Source organism: Umezawaea endophytica (assembly GCF_025061645.1).
Taxonomy (GTDB): Bacteria; Actinomycetota; Actinomycetes; order Mycobacteriales; family Pseudonocardiaceae; genus Umezawaea; species Umezawaea endophytica.
Genome location: NZ_JANYMP010000011.1, coordinates 77,071 through 94,615 on the forward strand (window position 1 = coordinate 77,071; position 17,545 = coordinate 94,615).

Here is a 17,545-nt window from a genome sequence, read left to right on the forward strand (position 1 = left end):
TCGCCCCGATGTTCATCCGCGCCGCCTCCGCTCTGCGACTAGCCTGACGACGTGGTTGCCGTGAACAGGGTTTTCGCCGCTCAACTCGCCGGTCTGCCGGTCTTCGGACCCGACGGCGAGTCCATCGGCAAGGCCCGCGACATCGTCATCGGACTGCGCATCGACCGGCAGCCTCCCCGAGTGCTGGGCATGGTCGTCGAACTGGCGACCCGCCAGCGGATCTTCGTCCCCATGCTGCGGGTCAACTCGATCGAGCCGAACGCCGTGACGCTCGCGACCGGGTCGGTGAACCTGCGCCGGTTCCACCAGCGCGCCAACGAGGTGCTGGTCGTCGGGCAGCTCCTGGACGCGCGGGTCGCGCTCGACTCGGGCAGCCCGGCCGTCCTCGTCGACGCCGCGATGGAGCCGACGCGCACCAGGGACTGGCGGGTCGTCAAGGTCGCCGTGCGGGAGCGCACCGGGCGGCTGGCGCGCCGCGGTCCACTCCAGGTCCTGCGGTGGGAGGAGATCAGCGGCGTCAGCGTGTCCGAACTGGCCGGGCAGCCGCAGGGCGCGCAGCAGCTCCTGGCGGTCTTCGAGACCATGCGGGCGGCCGACGTGGCGACGACGATGCACGACCTGCCCGTCAAGCGCCGGTACGAGGTCGCGGACGCGATGGACGACGAGCGGCTCGCCGACGTCATCGAGGAACTGCCCGAGGAGGACCAGAAGGACCTCCTCGCGTACCTGGACGACGAGCGCGCCGCCGACATCCTGGAGGCGATGGACCCGGACGACGCGGCCGACCTGCTGGCCGAGCTGTCCGAGTTCGACAAGGACCGGCTGCTCGGGCTGATGGAGCCGGAGGAGTCCGAGCCGGTGAAGCGGTTGCTGGAGTACAACTTCGACACCGCGGGCGGTCTGATGACGCCGGAACCGGTGGTGCTCGCCCCGGACGCGACGGTCGCCGAGGCGCTGGCCCGCGTCCGCAACCCCGACCTGACGCCCGCGCTGGCGAGCATGGTGTTCGTCTGCCGCGCGCCCACCGCGACCCCGACCGGCCGCTACCTCGGCTGCGTGCACATCCAGCGGCTGCTGCGCGAACCGCCGTTCGACCTGGTCGCGGGGGTGCTCGACACCGATCTGGCCCGGCTGTCGCCGACCGCGTCGCTGGGCGAGGTCACCCGCTACTTCGCCGCGTACAACCTGGTCTGCGCGCCCGTCGTGGACGACGCCGACCACCTGCTGGGCGCCGTCACCGTCGACGACGTGCTCGACCACCTGCTGCCGAACAACTGGCGCGAAACGGGGCTCTCCCATGCCTGAACTGCCACCGGGCCGCCGACTCGACCAGCCCAAGCGGGCGGGCAGGTTCCGGTTCGCCATCGACCCGGAGGCGTTCGGCCGCGTCTCCGAACGCCTCGCGCGCTTCCTCGGGACGGGCAAGTTCCTGTTCTGGCAGTCGGTCCTGGTGATCGCGTGGATCGCGCTGAACCTGTTCGCGGTGTCGCTGCGCTGGGACCCGTACCCGTTCATCCTGCTCAACCTGGCGTTCTCCACGCAGGCCGCCTACGCCGCCCCGCTGATCCTGCTGGCGCAGAACCGCCAGGACGACCGCGACCGCGTCTCGCTGGAGGAGGACCGGGCGAGGTCCGCGCAGACGAAGGCGGACACCGAGTTCCTGGCGCGAGAGCTGGCCGCGGTCCGGTTGGCGCTCGGCGAGGTCGCCACCCGCGACTTCCTGCGCGGCGAACTGGACCGGGTCTTCCGCGAGAGCGGCAAGCAGCGCCGCAAGAACCCGGCGCCGGACCTGATCAGGGACGACCCGCGCTGGGACGACGTCCCGTCATAGCACCAGGTCGGCGGCCGCGAGATCGGCCAGCAGCCGCACGATCGCGGGCGCCGTCTCGGGGTGGCCCGCGTACTCGGCCGTCGTGACGTGCCGCAGCTCGGCGATCTCCCCGCTGGGCACCGGCGGCCCGTCCAGGCCACCCGTGAAGCACGCCATGTCCACCAGCGTGTCCGGCCCCTCTCCGTACGCGGGCTCCAGGTACCTCTTGTGCGAGGCCACGTCGACCAGCCCCACACCCAGTTCCTCCAGCACTTCCCGGTGCAGCGCCTGCTCGGGCGTCTCCCCCGGTTCGAGCTTGCCGCCGGGCAGGTAGAACGCGCCCTTGCCCCGCGACCGCACCACCAGCAGCCGCCCGTCCCGCACGTGCACGAGCCCCACCACGGAGATGACCGGCGCGCTCACGCGTTCTCGTCCGACAGCCGCTGGCACGTGACGCCGAACGCCTCCAGCTCAGCGGCCCCGAACCCCTCGGCGAAGTGCCGCGACACCCCCGCCAGGTGCGTACCGGACGCCACCCGGAGCCGCTCGACCCCCGCGGGCGTCAGGACGGCGACGATCCCCCGCCCGTCCCCGTCGGCCCGCTCCCGCTCGACCAGACCAGCCCGCTCCAACCGGTCCACGAGCCGTGTCACCCCCGAACGCGACAGCAGGACGGCGTCGGCCAACTCGGTCATGCGCAGCCGGTGGAGCGGCGCTTCGGCGAGTTGGACCAGCACGTCGTAGGCGGCGAGCGATAAGCGCTGCTCAGCGATCAGCTCGGCCTCGAGGGTCCGAGTGATGCGGGCATGAGCGCGGAGGAACGATTGCCACACCACGAGCTCGACGCGGTTGGGCAACCGGGCACTACCCGATTCCGGCACGGAGCCGGATGTTACGGAAAGCACTGGACCACCTCACCGCTGCCCCCGCGCTGGTAGGTGACCGACCGGTAGCTTGGAGGTGTCGGCGGCCGCCGTAGCATGGCTGTCCAGACGTCCACGGATGTTTCCCCGCAAGACCACACCAGTCCACGAAGGTCGGTGCTCGATCCCGTGACCACCACGCACACCATCCCCACGATCGACGACGTCCAGAAAGCGCTGGCCGGTGTCCAGGACCCGGAGATCAGGCGCCCCATCACCGAGCTCGGAATGGTGAAGGACGTCACCGTGTCACCGGATGGCGAGGTGGCCGTGGGCATCTACCTGACCGTCGCGGGCTGCCCCATGCGCGACAAGATCACCAAGGACGTCACCGCGGCCGTGACCGCCCTACCAGGCGTGACGAAGGTAGCGGTCGACCTCGACGTCATGAGCGACCAGCAACGCACCGACCTCAGGAAGAACCTGCGCGGCGGCACCGAGGAACCGGTCATCCCCTTCGCCCAGCCGGGCTCCCTCACCAGGGTCTACTGCGTGGCCTCCGGCAAGGGCGGCGTGGGCAAGTCCAGCGTCACCGTCAACCTGGCGGTCGCAATGGCAGCCCGAGGTCTCTCGGTAGGCGTGGTGGACGCCGACATCTACGGCCACTCGATCCCCAGAATGCTGGGAACGGACGCCAAGCCCACCCAGGTAGAGAAAATGATCATGCCGCCCCAGTCGCACGGGGTGAAGCTGATCTCGATCGGCATGTTCACCCCCGGCAACGCCCCGGTCGTCTGGCGCGGTCCGATGCTCCACCGCGCACTACAGCAATTCCTCGCGGACGTCTTCTGGGGCGACCTGGACGTACTACTACTGGACCTCCCCCCAGGCACCGGCGACGTGGCCATCTCAGTGGCACAGCTAGTACCCAACGGCGAAATCCTGGTAGTCACCACCCCACAACAAGCAGCAGCGGAAGTAGCAGAACGCGCAGGCTCAATCGCCCTGCAAACCCGCCAACGCATCGCAGGCGTAGTAGAGAACATGTCCTGGCTAGAAATGCCAGATGGCACAAAAATGGACGTCTTCGGCACAGGCGGCGGCCAAGCAGTAGCAGACTCACTAACAAAAGCAGTAGGCGCAAACGTCCCACTACTGGGCCAGGTCCCACTAGACCCCCGCCTACGCGAACAGGGCGACGAGGGCACCCCAATCGTCCTGGCCCACCCAGACTCAACAGCAGCACAGGTACTAACAGACGTAGCAACAAAACTCTCAGTACGCTCACGCGGCCTAGCAGGCAGACTACTAAACGTCACCCCCGCAGGCCGTTAAAAAAGCAACCCACCCCAAAAGCAACGCGCCCCACCAAACTGTGGCCGATTTTACTTGGGGGATTTGCCCCTTAAACTTGCGTCGGACGGCAGCTTCACCTCTGCCCTTTATTGTCCGACGAAGGGGCAAATCTAGGGGCCCCAAGTCAAATCGGCCACCCCACCAGCAAACCCGCGCCCTACCCAACCACGCCGAAAACCCCAACCCTCACGTAGCATCCGGATCGTACGGAGCCCTCTCCCCAGGACTCAACGGCCTCTCCACAGGCGCCGGAGCCGGAGAAGCAACCGGATACCCATTAGGCTTCTCCACAGGCGCCGGATCATCAAACAAATGCTTGGTCACAGCCTTCTTAGGATCAAAGTTCCGCAATTCCCGCAAATCCTCCAAGGGCTTGCGCAACTGCTCGAACTCCGGCCCCATCTCCTGCTTCAACTGCTCCCGAGCCCCGGTCGCGTAGTCCCGCACCTGCCGGATCGTCCGCCCCACCCACCCCGCGGCCTCGGGCAACCTCTCCGGCCCCAGGATGAACAGCCCAGCGACGACGATGATGAGGACTTCCACCCACCCGATGCTGTCGAACACGTCGGCGCCTCCACCGTTTAGCCCTGAAGCCGGTACCCCTGAAACCAGACTAGCCGCAGCTCAGTCCGACTTGAGCGTGACCTGCAACGTCAATTCACGCCCCTGCCGGGCCAGCACCACGGGCACCGTCTCCCCGATCTCGTGCTCCCGGACGGCCACCGTCAGCTCGGCGGCGTTCCGCACCATCCGGTCACCGACCCGCGTGATCACGTCGCCCTCGACGATCCCGGCGGCAGCGGCGGCCCCACCTGCGGGCACGTTCTGCACCTGCGCGCCCTCGGCCGTCTCGGCCGACGCGGACCGCGCGTTCACGTTCATGTCGGCGTGCTTGACCTCGCCGGTCCGGATCAGCGCTTCGGAGATCTTCCGCGCGTAGTTCCCGGAGATGGCGAACCCGAGCCCCACCGAGTTGCCGGTCTGCGTCTGGATGGACGAGTTGATCCCCACCAGTGCCCCGGACGAGTCGACCAGCGCCCCGCCCGAGTTGCCGGGGTTGATCGCCGCGTCCGTCTGGATCGCGTCGTACGTCACCTGGGGCCCACCGTTCTCCCCAGCCGCCGTGACGGGCCGGTTCAACGCGCTCACGATCCCCTGCGTCACGGTGTTCGACAGCGACAGCGGCGACCCGATCGCGATGACCGAGTCCCCCACCTCGAGGTCGTCGGAGTTCCCGAACTGGATCACCGTCGGGTTCGTCACCTCGACCTTGATCACCGCCAGGTCGGTCTTCGAGTCGCGCCCGACGATCCGGGCGATGGCCCGCTTCCCGTCGGTGAACACCACGGTCAGCTTCGCCGACGCGTCCTGCACCGCGGGAGCCACCACGTGGTCGTTGGTGAGCACGTACCCGTCACCGTCGATGACCACCCCGGACCCGACCCCGGCGACGTTCGCGCCCTTGAACTCGATCGACACCACACCGGGCGTCGTCCGGTTCGCGATGTCCGACACCGACCCGGCGGGACGCTCCTTGGCGGGCTTCACCTCCGCCAGCGTCACCCCGCCGTCGGTCAGCGGGTTCCCGGCACGGCCGAAGAACCACCCGACCAGACCACCGGCCGTGCCCACCAGCAGCGCCGCCACCAGCAGCAGGACCAGGCCGATCGGCTTGACCCGACGGCCGAACAACAACTCCGGAACGCTCAACTGCGGGCCGTGGACGGCCTTGGCGGTGGCGGGACCGGACGACTTCTCCCCGACGGCGGGCGGTCCGATGACCGCGCCGGAACTCGGGTCGCGCCACGGGTCGCCCGCGGGCTTCCCGTCCCAGAACACCGGATCGATGTCCGGGTCCACGCCGTGGTCCGCGCCGGGAGGCCTCTGGAGCTGGAGATCAGCCCCGCCGACCGGGCGGCCGAACGCGGTGGACAACGCCTCGGGCGGGGGCGGGGCGGCCATCGGCACGTGCCCGTTGACCGCGGCGGGCCGCTGCACGTCGAAAGCGCTGTCGACACCCTGGGGCCGACCGAACACGGCGGTGAGCGACGGATCGACGGACGGCCGGTCCAGCGGTCGCGGCGCAAGCCTGCGGTGCTCCCCGTCGTCGACTCCCGACACCGGGGTCGCGGGCGGCTGACCGTTGCCCTGCTCTGGCTGGCTCATCGCTCCCCGAATGGTTCGCCTGAAACATCAAGAATGGGGGCAAGCCTGCCTGGTACCCGGTGAAGTCCGCGTACGCGGGTCCTCAACGCCCGTTGGCGACCGATCGGAGCAGGTCAAGGCGGTCGTTCTCGTCGTGCTGGAGCGGCCCGACGGCACTCGCGGGCTGCACGGCCACGGCGGGCGCGGCCGGGTCGCCGATGGGCGTCGGCCTGGCCTGCGGTGACGGCTCGCCGACCGGCGTGACCAGCACCAGCGCGCCGAGCATCAGCCCGGACACCACGGCACCGGCGCTGTTGCGGGCCCGACGGGCACCGAAGCGCCCGAGCACCGAGGAACCGGCGCCGAGTGGACGGGACGTGCCCAGCACCGGGCCCGAACCGAAACCGGCGGGCACGCGGTCGGGGCGGAGCACCGTCACGAGCTGCCCGTCCTCCGTCACGGCGAGGCCGTCCGGGGCGCTGGGCAGGTCGACCTCCTGCGGGATGGCCCGCAGCCGGTCGAGGAATCCCGATGCGCAGTTGGGCATCCCGGCGGCGCGGACCGCGAGGCGGACCTGCTGCTGGTAGGCGGCTTCAGCCGAGCAGAGCGGACACCGCGCCAGGTGCGCCGTGGCCCGGCCGTGCGCCGTCGACGACAACTCGCCGTCGACGAAGGCCACCACCACGTCGGGCAGCAGGTGTTGCTCCGACAATCCCCAACCTCGCAGGTCGGTCATGCAGAGTCCTCCAGCACCTGTTCCCGACGGCGTTCGAGCGCGGCCCGCAGGGCCTGGCGGCCCCGGTGGATCCGGCTCCTGACGGTACCCAGCTTCACCCCGAGGGTCGCACCGATCTCCTCGTACGACAGCCCTTCGACGTCGCAGAGGACCACGGCGGCGCGGAACTCCGGCGGCAGCTCGTCGAGAGCGGCCTGGAGGTCCGGGTCGAGGTGCGTGTCGGAGTAGACCTGCTCGGGGCTCGGGTCGTCGCCCGCGAGCCTGTCCGTGTCCTCGGGCAGCCCCTCCATGCGCAGCCGCGAGCGGCGGCGGGCCATGTCGAGGAAGAGGTTGGTGGTGATGCGGTGCAGCCAACCCTCGAAGGTGCCCGGCTTGTAGGAGGCGAGCGAGCGGAACACCCGGATGAACGTCTCCTGGGTGAGGTCCTCGGCGTCGTGCTGGTTACCGGTCAACCGGTAGGCCAGCCGGTACACCCGGTCGGCGTGCTCACGCACGACCTCGTCCCACGAGGGCGGCGTCCAGTCCGCCGACTCGATGGTGGCTACGGTCGGCGTGGGGGCGGCGGGGGACAACGCCACCGGCGAAGTCGGCTGCGTGCGCATCGGGCGGTGAAGCACCTCCAGTGGGCTGGCTAGCCCTGTGCACAGGTCAACGTGGGATCGGTCCCCGGTGTTCCCGTGTTCTGAACTCTGACCGCAAGCCTGCCGGTCTTGCTTATAACCATCGTGAGAGTCGGCTGAGAGCAGGCTGAGAATCCCGGTTTACCCGTCCGGGTACCCGGTGACACCCGAAAGGCGCGCAACGGGGGCCCACTTCACGGCGGGTTCACCCGATTTCACCCCTTGCGGCGCTAACCTCCTGGCTTGTGACACCGGATTCGCCGCTTCGGGACTACGTGGAGCACTTCCTCCCCGAGGACGACGTGCTGACGGCCGCCCGGAGCAGGGGTGTCGAACTGGGCTGCGTGCCGATCGGCAGCGGCGGCGGCGCGGCCCTGCGGTTCCTGGCCGCCGCGCTCCAGGCCAAGGCCGTCGTCGAGGTCGGGACGGGCGCGGGCGTCAGCGGCCTCTACCTGCTCGGCGGCATGCCCGTGGCGGGCGTCCTGACGTCCATCGACGTCGACCCGGAGCACCAGCGGGCCGCGCGCAAGGCGTTCACCGAGGCGAAGATCCAGGTCAGCCGCACGCGCCTGATCATGGGCCACGCGCTGGACGTGCTGCCGCGGCTGACCGACGGCGCCTACGACCTGGTGTTCGTCGACGGCGCGAAGGCCGAGTACCCCCGCTACCTGGACGAGGGCGTCCGCCTGCTCCGCCCCGGCGGCGTGATCGCGTTCGACAACGTCCTGTGGAACGGCCGCGTCGTGGACCCGGCGAACCGGGACCAGGACACGACGGCCATGCGGGAGGTGGCGCGGTCGGTCCGGGAGGACGACCGGCTCGTCCCCGTGCTCCTACCCCTCAGCGACGGCTTGCTGGTCGCCGCCAAGAAGCAGCAGTAGGGGTTATTCAGCCCGGACGTTCTTCCCGAGCACCGTCACGCCGCCGGCGCTGATCGTGTACCGCTGGCGGTCCATGGCCTGGTCGACGCCGATCAACGCCCCGTCCGGGACCACGACATTCTTGTCCAGGATCGCCCGCCGGACGACCGCGCCCTTGCCGATCCGCACGCCGGGCAGCAGCACGCTGCCCTGCACGACGGACCCGACCTCGACGACGACGTCCGAGCTGATCACGGACCCGTGGATGGTGCCGGAGATGATCGAGCCCGGCCCGACCATGGAGTCCTCGGCGCTCCCGCCCGCGATGAACTTGGCCGGGGGCAGCGGCGGGGTGGCGGTGCGGATGGGCCACGCCTGGTTGTAGAGGTTGAACACCGGCCGGACGGACACGAGGTCCATGTGCGCCTCGTAGTAGGCGTCGATGGTCCCCACGTCGCGCCAGTAGCCGCGGTCGCGCTCGCTCTCGCCGGGCACGACGTTGTCCGCGAAGTCGTAGACGTGCGCCTTCCCCGCGTCGACCAGCATGGGGATGATGTCGCCGCCCATGTCGTGGTCGGAGTCCGGGTTGGCCGCGTCCGACCGCAGCGCGTCGAGCAGCGCCTCGGTCGTGAAGATGTAGTTGCCCATCGAGGCGAACGTGACCTCGGGGTCGTCCGGCACGTGCGGCGGGTCGGACGGCTTCTCCAGGAACTGGGTGATCAGGCCCGTGGAGTCCGAGTCGATGCAGCCGAACGCCTTGGCCTCGGCCCGCGGCACGCGCATCCCGGCCACGGTGACGCCCGCGCCGCTGTCGACGTGCTGCTCCAGCATCTGGCCGGGGTCCATCCGGTACACGTTGTCCGCGCCGAAGACCGCGATGTGGTCCGGCTTCTCGTCCTGGACGAGGTTCAACGACTGGAAGATCGCGTCGGCCGAGCCCGTGTACCACCGCGGGCCGAGGCGCTGCTGCGCGGGCACCGGCGTCACGTACTGGCCCAGCACGTTCGAGAGCCGCCACGTCGTGGAGATGTGCTTGTCGAGCGAGTGCGACTTGTACTGCGTCAACACGCAGAGCTTGACCATGCCCGCGTTGACGAGGTTGGACAGCACGAAGTCGACCAAGCGGTAGTTGCCCGCGAACGGCACCGCGGGTTTGGCCCGGTCGGCGGTCAGCGGCCAGAGCCGCTTCCCTTCCCCACCCGCCAGGACAATTCCGAGTACGTGCGGCTGCCCTTTCACTCCCTGACCCTAACGGTGCGGAAGCGGCGCCACCAACGGTGCGGCAGGGCGGATCTCACGTTTTCCGGGTTCGTTCACCCGGCTGCCCCACTTCCGGGGTTACGGTGAGGCCCGTGCGAGTAGGACTGCTGACACGGGAGTACCCCCCGGAGGTGTACGGCGGAGCCGGAGTCCACGTCGGATTCCTGGTTCCCCGCCTCCGCGAGCTGATCGACGTCGACGTGCACTGCTTCGGCGGTCCACGGCCCGACGCCCAGGCCCACGAGACCGCGCCGGGGTTGGACAACGCGAACGCGGCGTTGCGGACGCTGTCGGTCGACCTGGAGATGGCCGCGGCGGTGGCGGGCGCCGAGCTGGTGCACTCGCACACCTGGTACGCGAACATGGCCGGGCACCTGGCGAAGCTGCTGCACGGCGTGCCGCACGTCGTGACGGCGCACTCGCTGGAGCCGCGCAGGCCGTGGAAGGCCGAGCAGTTGGGCGGCGGCTACCGCGTCTCGTCGTGGGTGGAGAAGACCGCGTACGAGGCCGCGGACGCGATCATCGCGGTCAGCGAGGGCATGAAGCTGGACGTGCTGGCCTGCTACCCGGACCTCGACCCGGCGCGGGTGCACGTCGTGCGCAACGGCATCGACACCGAGGCGTACCACCCGGTGACCGAGACGGACGCGCTCGTGCACCACGGGATCGACCCGGAGCGGCCGATCGTGGCGTTCGTCGGCCGGATCACCCGGCAGAAGGGCGTCGGCCACCTGGTCGCGGCGGCCCACCACATCTCACCGGACGCCCAGGTCGTGCTGTGCGCGGGCGCGCCGGACACCCCCGAGATCGCCGAGGAGACGCGGCTGGCGGTCGCCGAGCTGGCGGCGGTCCGGTCGGGCGTGTTCTGGATCCAGCAAATGCTCCAGCCCGCCGAGGTGCGGCAGATCCTCAGCCACGCGGCGGTGTTCGTGTGCCCCTCGGTGTACGAGCCGCTCGGGATCGTGAACCTGGAGGCCATGGCGTGCGGCACGGCGGTCGTCGCGTCGGACGTCGGCGGCATCCCCGAGGTCGTCGACCACGGCAAGACGGGCCTTCTCGTGCACTACGACGAGGCGGACACGTCGAAGTACCGGGCCGAGCTGGCGGACGCGATCAACGAGGTGCTGGCCGACCCGGCGAAGGCCGCGGCGTTCGGCGCGGCGGGCAGGCAGCGGGCCGTGGACGAGTTCTCGTGGTCGACCGTCGCGGAGCAGACGGTCGACGTCTACCGAGGCGCTGTTCACAGTTAGACCTCTCACCAGCGGGTATCAAACCTGTGACATGAGTCACAGTTAAAAAGGTGCAACGTCGACGGCCAGTAACCGCCTTAAACCCGGTAGTAGCACTTTCACCCATCTACCGGGGGTACCCGCTGTGCGTTTCGGACGCGTCTCCTTGGGCTTGACGGCCTTGGCCGTCGCCGTGGCCGGCTGCGCCACCCCGCCCGCGCAGAGCGCACCGGAACCGGAGAAGCTGACCATCGGCGGCAAGACGGTGCTGGACGGTCAGCTCCTCCAGGCGCAGGCCGAGGAGGAGCTGACCTTCACGCTCAACTTCGGCTTCGTGGCCCGCACCGGCAGCAAACCGGTCGACTGCTGGTTCGCCAGGACCAACGGCGAGACCGAGGTCGACAGCAGGCTCTGGTGCGGGCCGGTGCAGGTGCCGGGGACCGGGGCCACGGCGGACTGGGTGCCCGTGCCGCTCAAGGAGACCAAGCAGGAGGACGGCGGGGCGCGGTTCGAGGTCCTGCCGCCGCAGATCCCCGAGCAGGGCACGCGCAGCTCACCGGTCGGCTCGCTCGTGCGGTCGGACGGCAAGGAGGCCGACCCGAACAAGGAGGAGGCCGCCAGCACCGAGGCGGGTCCGGACTTCCTGGCCGTGCTGCCCGACGACAAGGGCAAGTCCAACGAGGAACTGGGCCTGACCGCCGCGAACGACCTGAAGGTGCGCGACGACCTGCTCAGCGCCACCGCGACCGGCTGGGGCACGCCGGACAGCTTCCCCGACGGCAAGACCGTCCTCAAGCCCGGTCCCGGCCTCCAGCTCCGGGTGCTGCGGCTCAAGGTCGAGCGGCTGCTCTCGACCGATCCGGCGTTCGACCAGCTCCCGTGGCAGGGCTACACGCCGCAGCCGTCCGAACTGGCGCTCGAACTGCCGGGCAGGCGGCAGCAGCTCCCCGCCGACCGGCTGCCGGAGAACGACACCGTGTTCGTGGTCTACACCGCCGCGACCGGCTCGCAGGGCGAGGCGCTGGCGTTGAACACGATCGGCACGAAGTCGCTCGAACAGCGGGTGGAGCTGCCCACCGGCAAGCCCGTCACCGACATCCCCGGCTCGCTGCGCCGGGCCGCGAGCCCGGCGAAGGGCGTCGACGCCAAGCAGAAGATCGAGGTCGAGGGCAAGGCGGGCGAGCTGAAGGTGCTCGGCGTGCGGCTCGGCCGCCAGCGCCCGGTGAAGGTCAACGGCGACTACCAGGTCGCCACCGCGTCCGCGCCGGACAAGGCCCTGCTGGAGCTGCGGATCAGCGCCAAGGGCGACGGCTTCCCCGAGGCGGTCGGCGGCGACCTGACGAAGGACCTGTTCAAGGTCAAGCTGCCGGACGGCTCCGAGGCGCCCCAGGTCGGCATCCGCTACGACGGAGGCATGTTCCCGGTCGCCTTGGTCGTCGAGGTGCCCGCAGACGTCAAGTCCGTCACCCTCGAACTGACCGAGGGCAGCGCGAGGTTGCCGATCGTGGGCTCGACGTCCATCAAGCCGGTCGACGGACCGGTGGCCGTTCCGCTGGACTTCTGAGCGACCAGCACGGCGACCCCGGCCAGCGCGAGCCAGCCGGTGACGACGGCGACCAGCGCGCCCCAGCCCCACGCGCCGAACGCGGCGCTGCCCGCCGTGCCGCCCGCGCTGCTGCCGACGTAGAAGGCGAACAGGTACGCGCCGGACGCCTGGCCCTTCGCGTTGGACGGCGCCCGCGCCCCGACCCAGCCGCTCGCGACCGAGTGCGCGGCGAAGAAACCGCCGGTGAACAGGCCCAGTCCCACGCCGACGGAGATCAGCGAGTCGGGCAGCGTCAGCAGCGCGCCGACCGCTGCGGCGCCCAACGCGGCCAGCGCCACCGGGCCCCGGCCCAGCCGGTCGGCCAGGCGTCCGGCGACGGCGGAGCAGACGCCACCCGCGGCGTAGGCGAGGAAGACCAGGGCCGCCAACCGGGCCGGGAGTTCCAGCGGCGGCGCGGCCAGGCGGAAGCCGATCGCGTTGTAGAGGGAGATGAAGGCGCCCACGGCGAGCGTCGCGATGGCGTACAGGCAGAGCAGGACGGGGTCGTGGAGCGCCGCCTTGAGGCCGCGGGGCGCGCGGGTGGGTTTCCTGCTGTCCGGCGGCAGCGTCGCCGCGACGACCGCCGCGCAGAGCGCGCCCAGCGCGCCGACGGCCGCCAGCGCGCCCCGCCAGTCCAGCCAGTCGACACCGATCCCGGCGATCAGCCTGCCGATCATGCCGCCCGCGCTGTTGCCCGCGATGAGGGCTCCGATGGCGGCTCCCACGCCCGCCGGTCCGACCTCGTCGGCCAGGTACGCCATGGCCACGGCCGGGACGCCCGCCACGGCGACGCCCTGGAGGATCCGCAGGGCGATCAGGGCGGGGAAGGTCGGGGCGAACGGGAGGAGCAGCGCGGTCACGGCCGCCGCGGCCACGGCGGCCACGATGACCCGCCTGCGGCCGATCCGCTCGGAGAGCATCGCGATGGGGATGACGACGACGGCCAGCGCGCCGGTGGCGGCGCTGATGGCCAGCGAGGCGCTGCCGGGGGTCAGGTGGAACTCGGCCGCCAGGTGCGGGAGCAGCGGTTGAGGTGCGTAGAGGAGAGCGAAGGAGCCCAGGCCCGCTGCGGTCGCGGCGATCGTGATTCGCCTTCTGCGTGTCACGTCCTCGACGTTAACCCATGCGTCCAATACGGATTTTTGGTTTTATTCATACGGTGATGGATGAGATGGGATTGGCTCCCCGGTTGGCCGTGCTGCGGGCGTTGGCGCAGGAGGAGCACGTGACGCGGGTGGCCGAGGTCGTCGGGCTGCCGCAGCCGACGGTGTCGCGGTGGCTGGCGGCGATCGGCGACGAGTTGGGGGCGCCGATCGTGGAGAAGGTGGGGCGCGGGGTCCGGCTGACCCGAGCCGGACGGCTGCTGGCCGAGGCGGCCGAGCGGTCCATGGCGGTGATGGAGGCCGGGTGGCGGGCCGCCGCCGAGGAGGTGGACCCGGAGCGGGGGCAGGTGGTGCTGGGGTTCCTGCACATGCTGGGGCGGTCGCTGGTGCCCGGCCTGGTGCGCGGGTTCCGGGACGCGCACCCGCTGGTGCGGTTCCGGCTGGTGCAGAACTCACGGCAGGTGGTGCTTGACCTGCTCAGCCGGGGGGAGATCGACCTGGCGCTGGTGGCGCCGCCGCCGGCGGTGGGTGAGTTCGAGGTGGCGTTGCTGCACGAGCAGGAGTTGGTGCTGGTGGTGCCCACCGGGCATCGGTTGGCCGGGCGGGGGGAGGTGGGGTTGGCGGAGTTGGTGGATGAGGACTTCGTGGTGCTGGAGCACGGGTACGGGTTGCGGCAGATCACGGATGATCTTTGTGCGGAGGCTGGGTTCGCGCCTCGGGTGATGTTTGAGGGGCAAGAGATCGAGACGTTGAGGGGGTTGGTGGCGGCTGGGTTGGGGGTGGCTTTGTTGACCCACGGGGAGGGTGGGGTGGGGGTGGTGGAGTTGTCGATCACGCCTCGGGCTGCGCGGACCTTCGCGTTGGTGTGGAGGGGTGGGGTGGGGTTGCCTGGGGCTGTGGTGGCGTTTCGGGAGCATGCGTTGGGTGGGTCTGGTCAGGGCGGGCTTGGCGCGGGTTCCAGCGGGGGGCCGATTTGACTTGGGGACCCCTCTTTTGCCCCTTTGATCGGGCTAAAAGGGCAGGCTGAAGACCTGCCCGATCGTCAATTTTAAGGGGCAAAACCCCAAGTAAAATCGGCCGGCTTTTGGGGGGCGTGTTGCGTGGGTGGGGGGTTGGGTTGGGTGAAGGCCCAGGTCAGAGCCGGTTCTGGGGTCAGTCGGCCTGGGTGGGGACGGGTTGGTGGGTGGGTGGCGCCCTCGGCTTAGCGGGTGTAGTTCTCCACTAGTTGGGCCAAGGTTCGGGCTGCGAAGCCGGTGCCGCCTGGGACTACCTCGTTGTAGTTGGTTTCCGACCTGGCTGGGCCTGCGATGTCCAGGTGGGCCCAGGGGAGGCCTGCTGTGAAGGTGCGCAGGAAGAGGGCCGCGGTGATGCCGCCTGGGCCTGGGGGGCATTGGCGTACGTCTGCGATGTCGCTCTTGACGGCGTCGGCGTGTTCTTCGAGTAGTGGCATGCGCCACCACGCTTCGTGCACCTGTTGGCCTGCTGTGGTGATGCGGGTTGCCAGGTCGTCGTCTGTTGCGAAGAGGCCGCCTGTGCGGAGGCCCAGGGTGACCTTCATGGCTCCCGTGAGGGTTGCCACGTCCACCAGGAGGTCTGGGTTGAGGGTGTTCACGGCGTACGCGAGGGCGTCTGCCAGGACGATCCTGCCCTCGGCGTCGGTGTTCGTCACTTCCGTGGTGGTGCCGCCGTGGTGGCGGATGATGTCGCCAGGGCGGTAGGCGGAGCCGGAGACGTGGTTCTCGGCGCACGGGACCAGGGCCGTGACGTGGATCGGGAGGTTCCTGCGGGCGATGGTGAGCATGGCGGCGATGACCGCGGCGCCGCCGGACATGTCCGTGCGCATCAGGTGCATGCCGTCCGCGGGCTTGATGGAGATGCCGCCGGTGTCGAACGTGATGCCCTTGCCCACCAGCACGACGTGCGGGGTGCCGCCGGTGGCCGTCGGGGGCTGCCAGGACATCTCCAGGAGCCTCGGCGGGCGGACCGAGCCGCCGCCGACGGCCAGCACGCCGCCGAAGCCGTGGGCGGTCAGCCACTTCTCGTCGTGGACCGCCGCCTTGAGGCCGGGGAGCTTCTTGGCCTGCTTGGCCGCGGTGCTCGCGAGCCACTGGGGGTCCTTGGTGTTGGACGGCGTGTTCGCCAGGTCGCGGCTGAAGGCCGTGGCGAGGGCCAGGTCGTAGGCGTGGGCGGCTTCGGCCGCGAGCACGTCGGCGTAGCCGGGGTCCTGGACGACCAGGCGGAGCGACTTGATCCTGGGCGGCGGGGCCTCGGCGGTGACCTTGAAGCGGTAGCCGCCGAGGGTCGCGCCGAGCACGAACGCGCGGACCCGTTCCGCCTCGGTGTCGGCGGGCAGGAGGACGTCGTAGGAGTCGGCGGCGTCGGCCTCGGCCAGTTCGCGCACGAGGGTCGCGGCCGCGGCGCGCCACGTGCCCGGCTCGCCCTCGCCGACGCCGAGCACCCAGCCGTCACCGTCCCGGTCGGTCTTGCCGACCTCCGCCGTGGTGAGCACGACGCTCGGCACGCCACGTCGTGGCGCGTCAGCGACCTCGACCTCCACTAGGGCGGTGGGCAAGGGGGTGCGCACGGCGTTCTCCTCAGTCAACTGTGTATGCGGTATCACAACGAAGTGAGGCCCCGGTTCCACAGTGGAAACCGGGGCTTCGAGGCTTCTGGAGGCTGGGATCAGCCAACGGCCGCCTTCAAGGCATCGCCCAGGGCGCTGGCCTCCTCCGCCGACATCTCGACGACGAGGCGCCCACCACCCTCAAGCGGAACGCGCATCACGATGCCGCGCCCCTCCTTGGTGACCTCAAGGGGACCGTCGCCGGTCCGGGGCTTCATGGCCGCCATAGCGTGCTCCCTCCGTCAAAACCCTTCCCCGTCCGACCTGGTTCGCGAAACCCGGCCGGATCCGCGTCCATTCTCCCCTATCCGGACTCAGCCGCGAAACCGAACCGATCTTTCGGCGGTTCCCGAAGCCATTTGTCGATCTTGACTTGTCCCTGTTCAGGGGCTGGATCGCCGTACTGCAAAGGGATTCCGCGAAGACGATCACCGTCACCGGTTCGTGATCCATCCCCCGTGCGCGGGTCACCTGTTCCGGCGCGTCCCGGCCCGACGGCCCGCCCTGGTCGCGCGGGGCCGGGCCTGCCAGACTCGACCGTCGTGCGAGCCAGATCCGCGTTGTTCGACGTGTACGGCGGCCACCTGCGTGAACGCGGTGGCGCCGCGACCATCGCCGCCCTGGTGAGGTTGATGGAACCGCTGGACTTCGCCGCGCCCGCCGTGCGCACGGCGGTGTCCCGCACCGTCCGACAGGGATGGCTGCACCCGGTCCGGCTGGCAGATGGCCCCGGCTACGCCATGACCCCCAGGGCCGAACGGCGGCTTGACGAAGCGGCCGCGAGGATCTACCGCACCCGGCCGTCCACCTGGGACGGTCGGTGGCACGTGCTGGTGCTGGAGGAACTCCCCGGCCGCGAATCGCGCGAACGGCTGGCCTCCTCGCTGCAACTGCTCGGCTACGGCGCGTTGGGCCCCGTGACGTGGATCGCACCCCGCCCCTCCCCCGAGCTGGCGGACGTGCTGGCGGCCGAGGGTGTGGCGGCGAGCACGTTCCACGGCGGACACGAGGGTGACGACGGCGGTCTGGCCGCGCGGGCGTGGGACCTCGCCGCGCTCGGTCGGGACTACGCGGCGTTCGTCGCGGAGTGGTCGCCGGTGATGTCCGGTGTGGACGGTTCGGCCCCTCCCGTGTCGTTCGCCGCGTCGCAGCGGCTGCTGCACGCGTGGCGGAAGTTCCTGTTCCGGGATCCGGGCCTGCCCCTGGAACTGCTGCCCGCCGACTGGCCGGGCACCGGCGCGGCCGAGTTCTTCGACCGGCACACGGCCCGGCTGGCGCCCGCCGTGGAGCGGTTCGTGGACGACTGCCTGGACAAGTCGGCGCGGAACGAGTCCACTGCTTAGGTAGTCACCGAA

17 protein-coding genes are annotated in these 17,545 nt (G+C 70.3%); 7 read left to right on the forward strand and 10 right to left on the reverse strand.

Annotation, left to right across the window (positions count from 1 at the left end; all coding sequences use genetic code 11):
- Positions 1 to 51 precede the first annotated feature (51 nt).
- Positions 52 to 1,305, forward strand: a complete 1,254-nt coding sequence (locus NZH93_RS23045; RefSeq protein ID WP_259625252.1) for a magnesium transporter MgtE N-terminal domain-containing protein — start codon at positions 52 to 54, stop codon at positions 1,303 to 1,305.
- Positions 1,298 to 1,831, forward strand: a complete 534-nt coding sequence (locus NZH93_RS23050) for a DUF1003 domain-containing protein (RefSeq protein ID WP_259625253.1) — start codon at positions 1,298 to 1,300, stop codon at positions 1,829 to 1,831. The genes NZH93_RS23045 and NZH93_RS23050 overlap by 8 nt, the downstream gene beginning before the upstream one ends.
- On the opposite strand, the gene NZH93_RS23055 is transcribed toward NZH93_RS23050, so the two are convergent.
- Positions 1,826 to 2,233 carry an NUDIX hydrolase gene (locus NZH93_RS23055; protein WP_259625254.1) on the reverse strand — a complete coding sequence of 136 codons (408 nt, stop codon included), beginning with the start codon at positions 2,231 to 2,233 and terminating at the stop codon, positions 1,826 to 1,828. The two genes, NZH93_RS23050 and NZH93_RS23055, sit on opposite strands and share 6 nt — an antisense overlap.
- Positions 2,230 to 2,691, reverse strand: a complete 462-nt coding sequence (locus NZH93_RS23060; RefSeq protein WP_259625255.1) for a MarR family winged helix-turn-helix transcriptional regulator — start codon at positions 2,689 to 2,691, stop codon at positions 2,230 to 2,232. The genes NZH93_RS23055 and NZH93_RS23060 overlap by 4 nt, the downstream gene beginning before the upstream one ends.
- Before the next feature lie 171 nt (positions 2,692 to 2,862).
- Between NZH93_RS23060 and NZH93_RS23065 the strand changes: the two genes are divergently transcribed.
- Positions 2,863 to 4,008 (forward strand): Mrp/NBP35 family ATP-binding protein, encoded by a 1,146-nt coding sequence (locus tag NZH93_RS23065; RefSeq protein ID WP_259625256.1) that lies wholly within the window; start codon positions 2,863 to 2,865, stop codon positions 4,006 to 4,008.
- A gap of 207 nt (positions 4,009 to 4,215) precedes the next feature.
- Here the strand turns inward: NZH93_RS23065 and tatB are convergent, their stop codons facing one another.
- From tatB to sigE, 4 genes are all read right to left on the reverse strand, one after another.
- Positions 4,216 to 4,593, reverse strand: a complete 378-nt coding sequence (gene tatB / locus NZH93_RS23070; protein WP_259625257.1) for a Sec-independent protein translocase protein TatB — start codon at positions 4,591 to 4,593, stop codon at positions 4,216 to 4,218.
- Between the two features lie 60 nt (positions 4,594 to 4,653).
- On the reverse strand, positions 4,654 to 6,195 hold the full coding sequence (locus tag NZH93_RS23075) for a S1C family serine protease (RefSeq protein ID WP_259625258.1): 1,542 nt from the start codon (positions 6,193 to 6,195) through the stop codon (positions 4,654 to 4,656).
- An 82-nt stretch (positions 6,196 to 6,277) separates the two neighbouring features.
- Positions 6,278 to 6,910 (reverse strand): anti-sigma factor family protein, encoded by a 633-nt coding sequence (locus NZH93_RS23080; RefSeq protein ID WP_259625259.1) that lies wholly within the window; start codon positions 6,908 to 6,910, stop codon positions 6,278 to 6,280.
- Positions 6,907 to 7,512 (reverse strand): RNA polymerase sigma factor SigE, encoded by a 606-nt coding sequence (sigE, locus tag NZH93_RS23085; RefSeq protein ID WP_259625260.1) that lies wholly within the window; start codon positions 7,510 to 7,512, stop codon positions 6,907 to 6,909. Before sigE ends, NZH93_RS23080 begins: the two co-directional genes overlap by 4 nt.
- 263 nt (positions 7,513 to 7,775) lie before the next feature.
- Here sigE and NZH93_RS23090 point away from each other — a divergent pair, with 263 nt between their 5' ends.
- A complete protein-coding gene (locus NZH93_RS23090; protein ID WP_259625261.1) occupies positions 7,776 to 8,411 on the forward strand; it encodes an O-methyltransferase in 636 nt (211 codons plus the stop codon).
- A gap of 3 nt (positions 8,412 to 8,414) precedes the next feature.
- Here the strand turns inward: NZH93_RS23090 and glgC are convergent, their stop codons facing one another.
- Entirely contained in the window at positions 8,415 to 9,629 is a 1,215-nt protein-coding gene (glgC, locus tag NZH93_RS23095; protein ID WP_259625262.1) for a glucose-1-phosphate adenylyltransferase, read from the reverse strand.
- Positions 9,630 to 9,742: 113 nt separating this feature from the next.
- On the opposite strand from glgC, the gene glgA reads away from it, so the two are divergent.
- A complete protein-coding gene (gene glgA, locus NZH93_RS23100) occupies positions 9,743 to 10,900 on the forward strand; it encodes a glycogen synthase (RefSeq protein ID WP_259625263.1) in 1,158 nt (385 codons plus the stop codon).
- A gap of 1,380 nt (positions 10,901 to 12,280) precedes the next feature.
- Here glgA and NZH93_RS23105 read toward each other — a convergent pair.
- Positions 12,281 to 13,570, reverse strand: coding sequence for an MFS transporter (locus tag NZH93_RS23105; protein ID WP_259625264.1), 1,290 nt, complete (start codon positions 13,568 to 13,570; stop codon positions 12,281 to 12,283).
- A gap of 56 nt (positions 13,571 to 13,626) precedes the next feature.
- On the opposite strand from NZH93_RS23105, the gene NZH93_RS23110 reads away from it, so the two are divergent.
- Positions 13,627 to 14,544 (forward strand): LysR family transcriptional regulator, encoded by a 918-nt coding sequence (locus tag NZH93_RS23110; RefSeq protein ID WP_259625265.1) that lies wholly within the window; start codon positions 13,627 to 13,629, stop codon positions 14,542 to 14,544.
- Positions 14,545 to 14,768: 224 nt separating this feature from the next.
- On the opposite strand, the gene NZH93_RS23115 is transcribed toward NZH93_RS23110, so the two are convergent.
- Entirely contained in the window at positions 14,769 to 16,151 is a 1,383-nt protein-coding gene (locus NZH93_RS23115) for a leucyl aminopeptidase family protein (protein WP_259625266.1), read from the reverse strand.
- Between the two features lie 98 nt (positions 16,152 to 16,249).
- A complete protein-coding gene (locus NZH93_RS23120) occupies positions 16,250 to 16,417 on the reverse strand; it encodes a DUF3117 domain-containing protein (RefSeq protein WP_106185758.1) in 168 nt (55 codons plus the stop codon).
- A 315-nt stretch (positions 16,418 to 16,732) separates the two neighbouring features.
- On the opposite strand from NZH93_RS23120, the gene NZH93_RS23125 reads away from it, so the two are divergent.
- Positions 16,733 to 17,533, forward strand: coding sequence for a PaaX family transcriptional regulator (locus NZH93_RS23125; RefSeq protein ID WP_259625267.1), 801 nt, complete (start codon positions 16,733 to 16,735; stop codon positions 17,531 to 17,533).
- Positions 17,534 to 17,545: the final 12 nt, after the last annotated feature.

What these genes read in the sequence shown, in the direction of transcription:
- NZH93_RS23080 (WP_259625259.1), bottom strand. Translation starts at nt 6,910, where the DNA reads ATGACCGACCTGCGAGGTTGGGGATTGTCGGAGCAACACCTGCTGCCC.
- NZH93_RS23075 (WP_259625258.1), bottom strand. Translation starts at nt 6,195, where the DNA reads ATGAGCCAGCCAGAGCAGGGCAACGGTCAGCCGCCCGCGACCCCGGTG.
- NZH93_RS23120 (WP_106185758.1), bottom strand. Translation starts at nt 16,417, where the DNA reads ATGGCGGCCATGAAGCCCCGGACCGGCGACGGTCCCCTTGAGGTCACC.
- NZH93_RS23110 (WP_259625265.1), top strand. Translation starts at nt 13,627, where the DNA reads ATGGATGAGATGGGATTGGCTCCCCGGTTGGCCGTGCTGCGGGCGTTG.
- NZH93_RS23050 (WP_259625253.1), top strand. Translation starts at nt 1,298, where the DNA reads ATGCCTGAACTGCCACCGGGCCGCCGACTCGACCAGCCCAAGCGGGCG.
- sigE (WP_259625260.1), bottom strand. Translation starts at nt 7,512, where the DNA reads ATGCGCACGCAGCCGACTTCGCCGGTGGCGTTGTCCCCCGCCGCCCCC.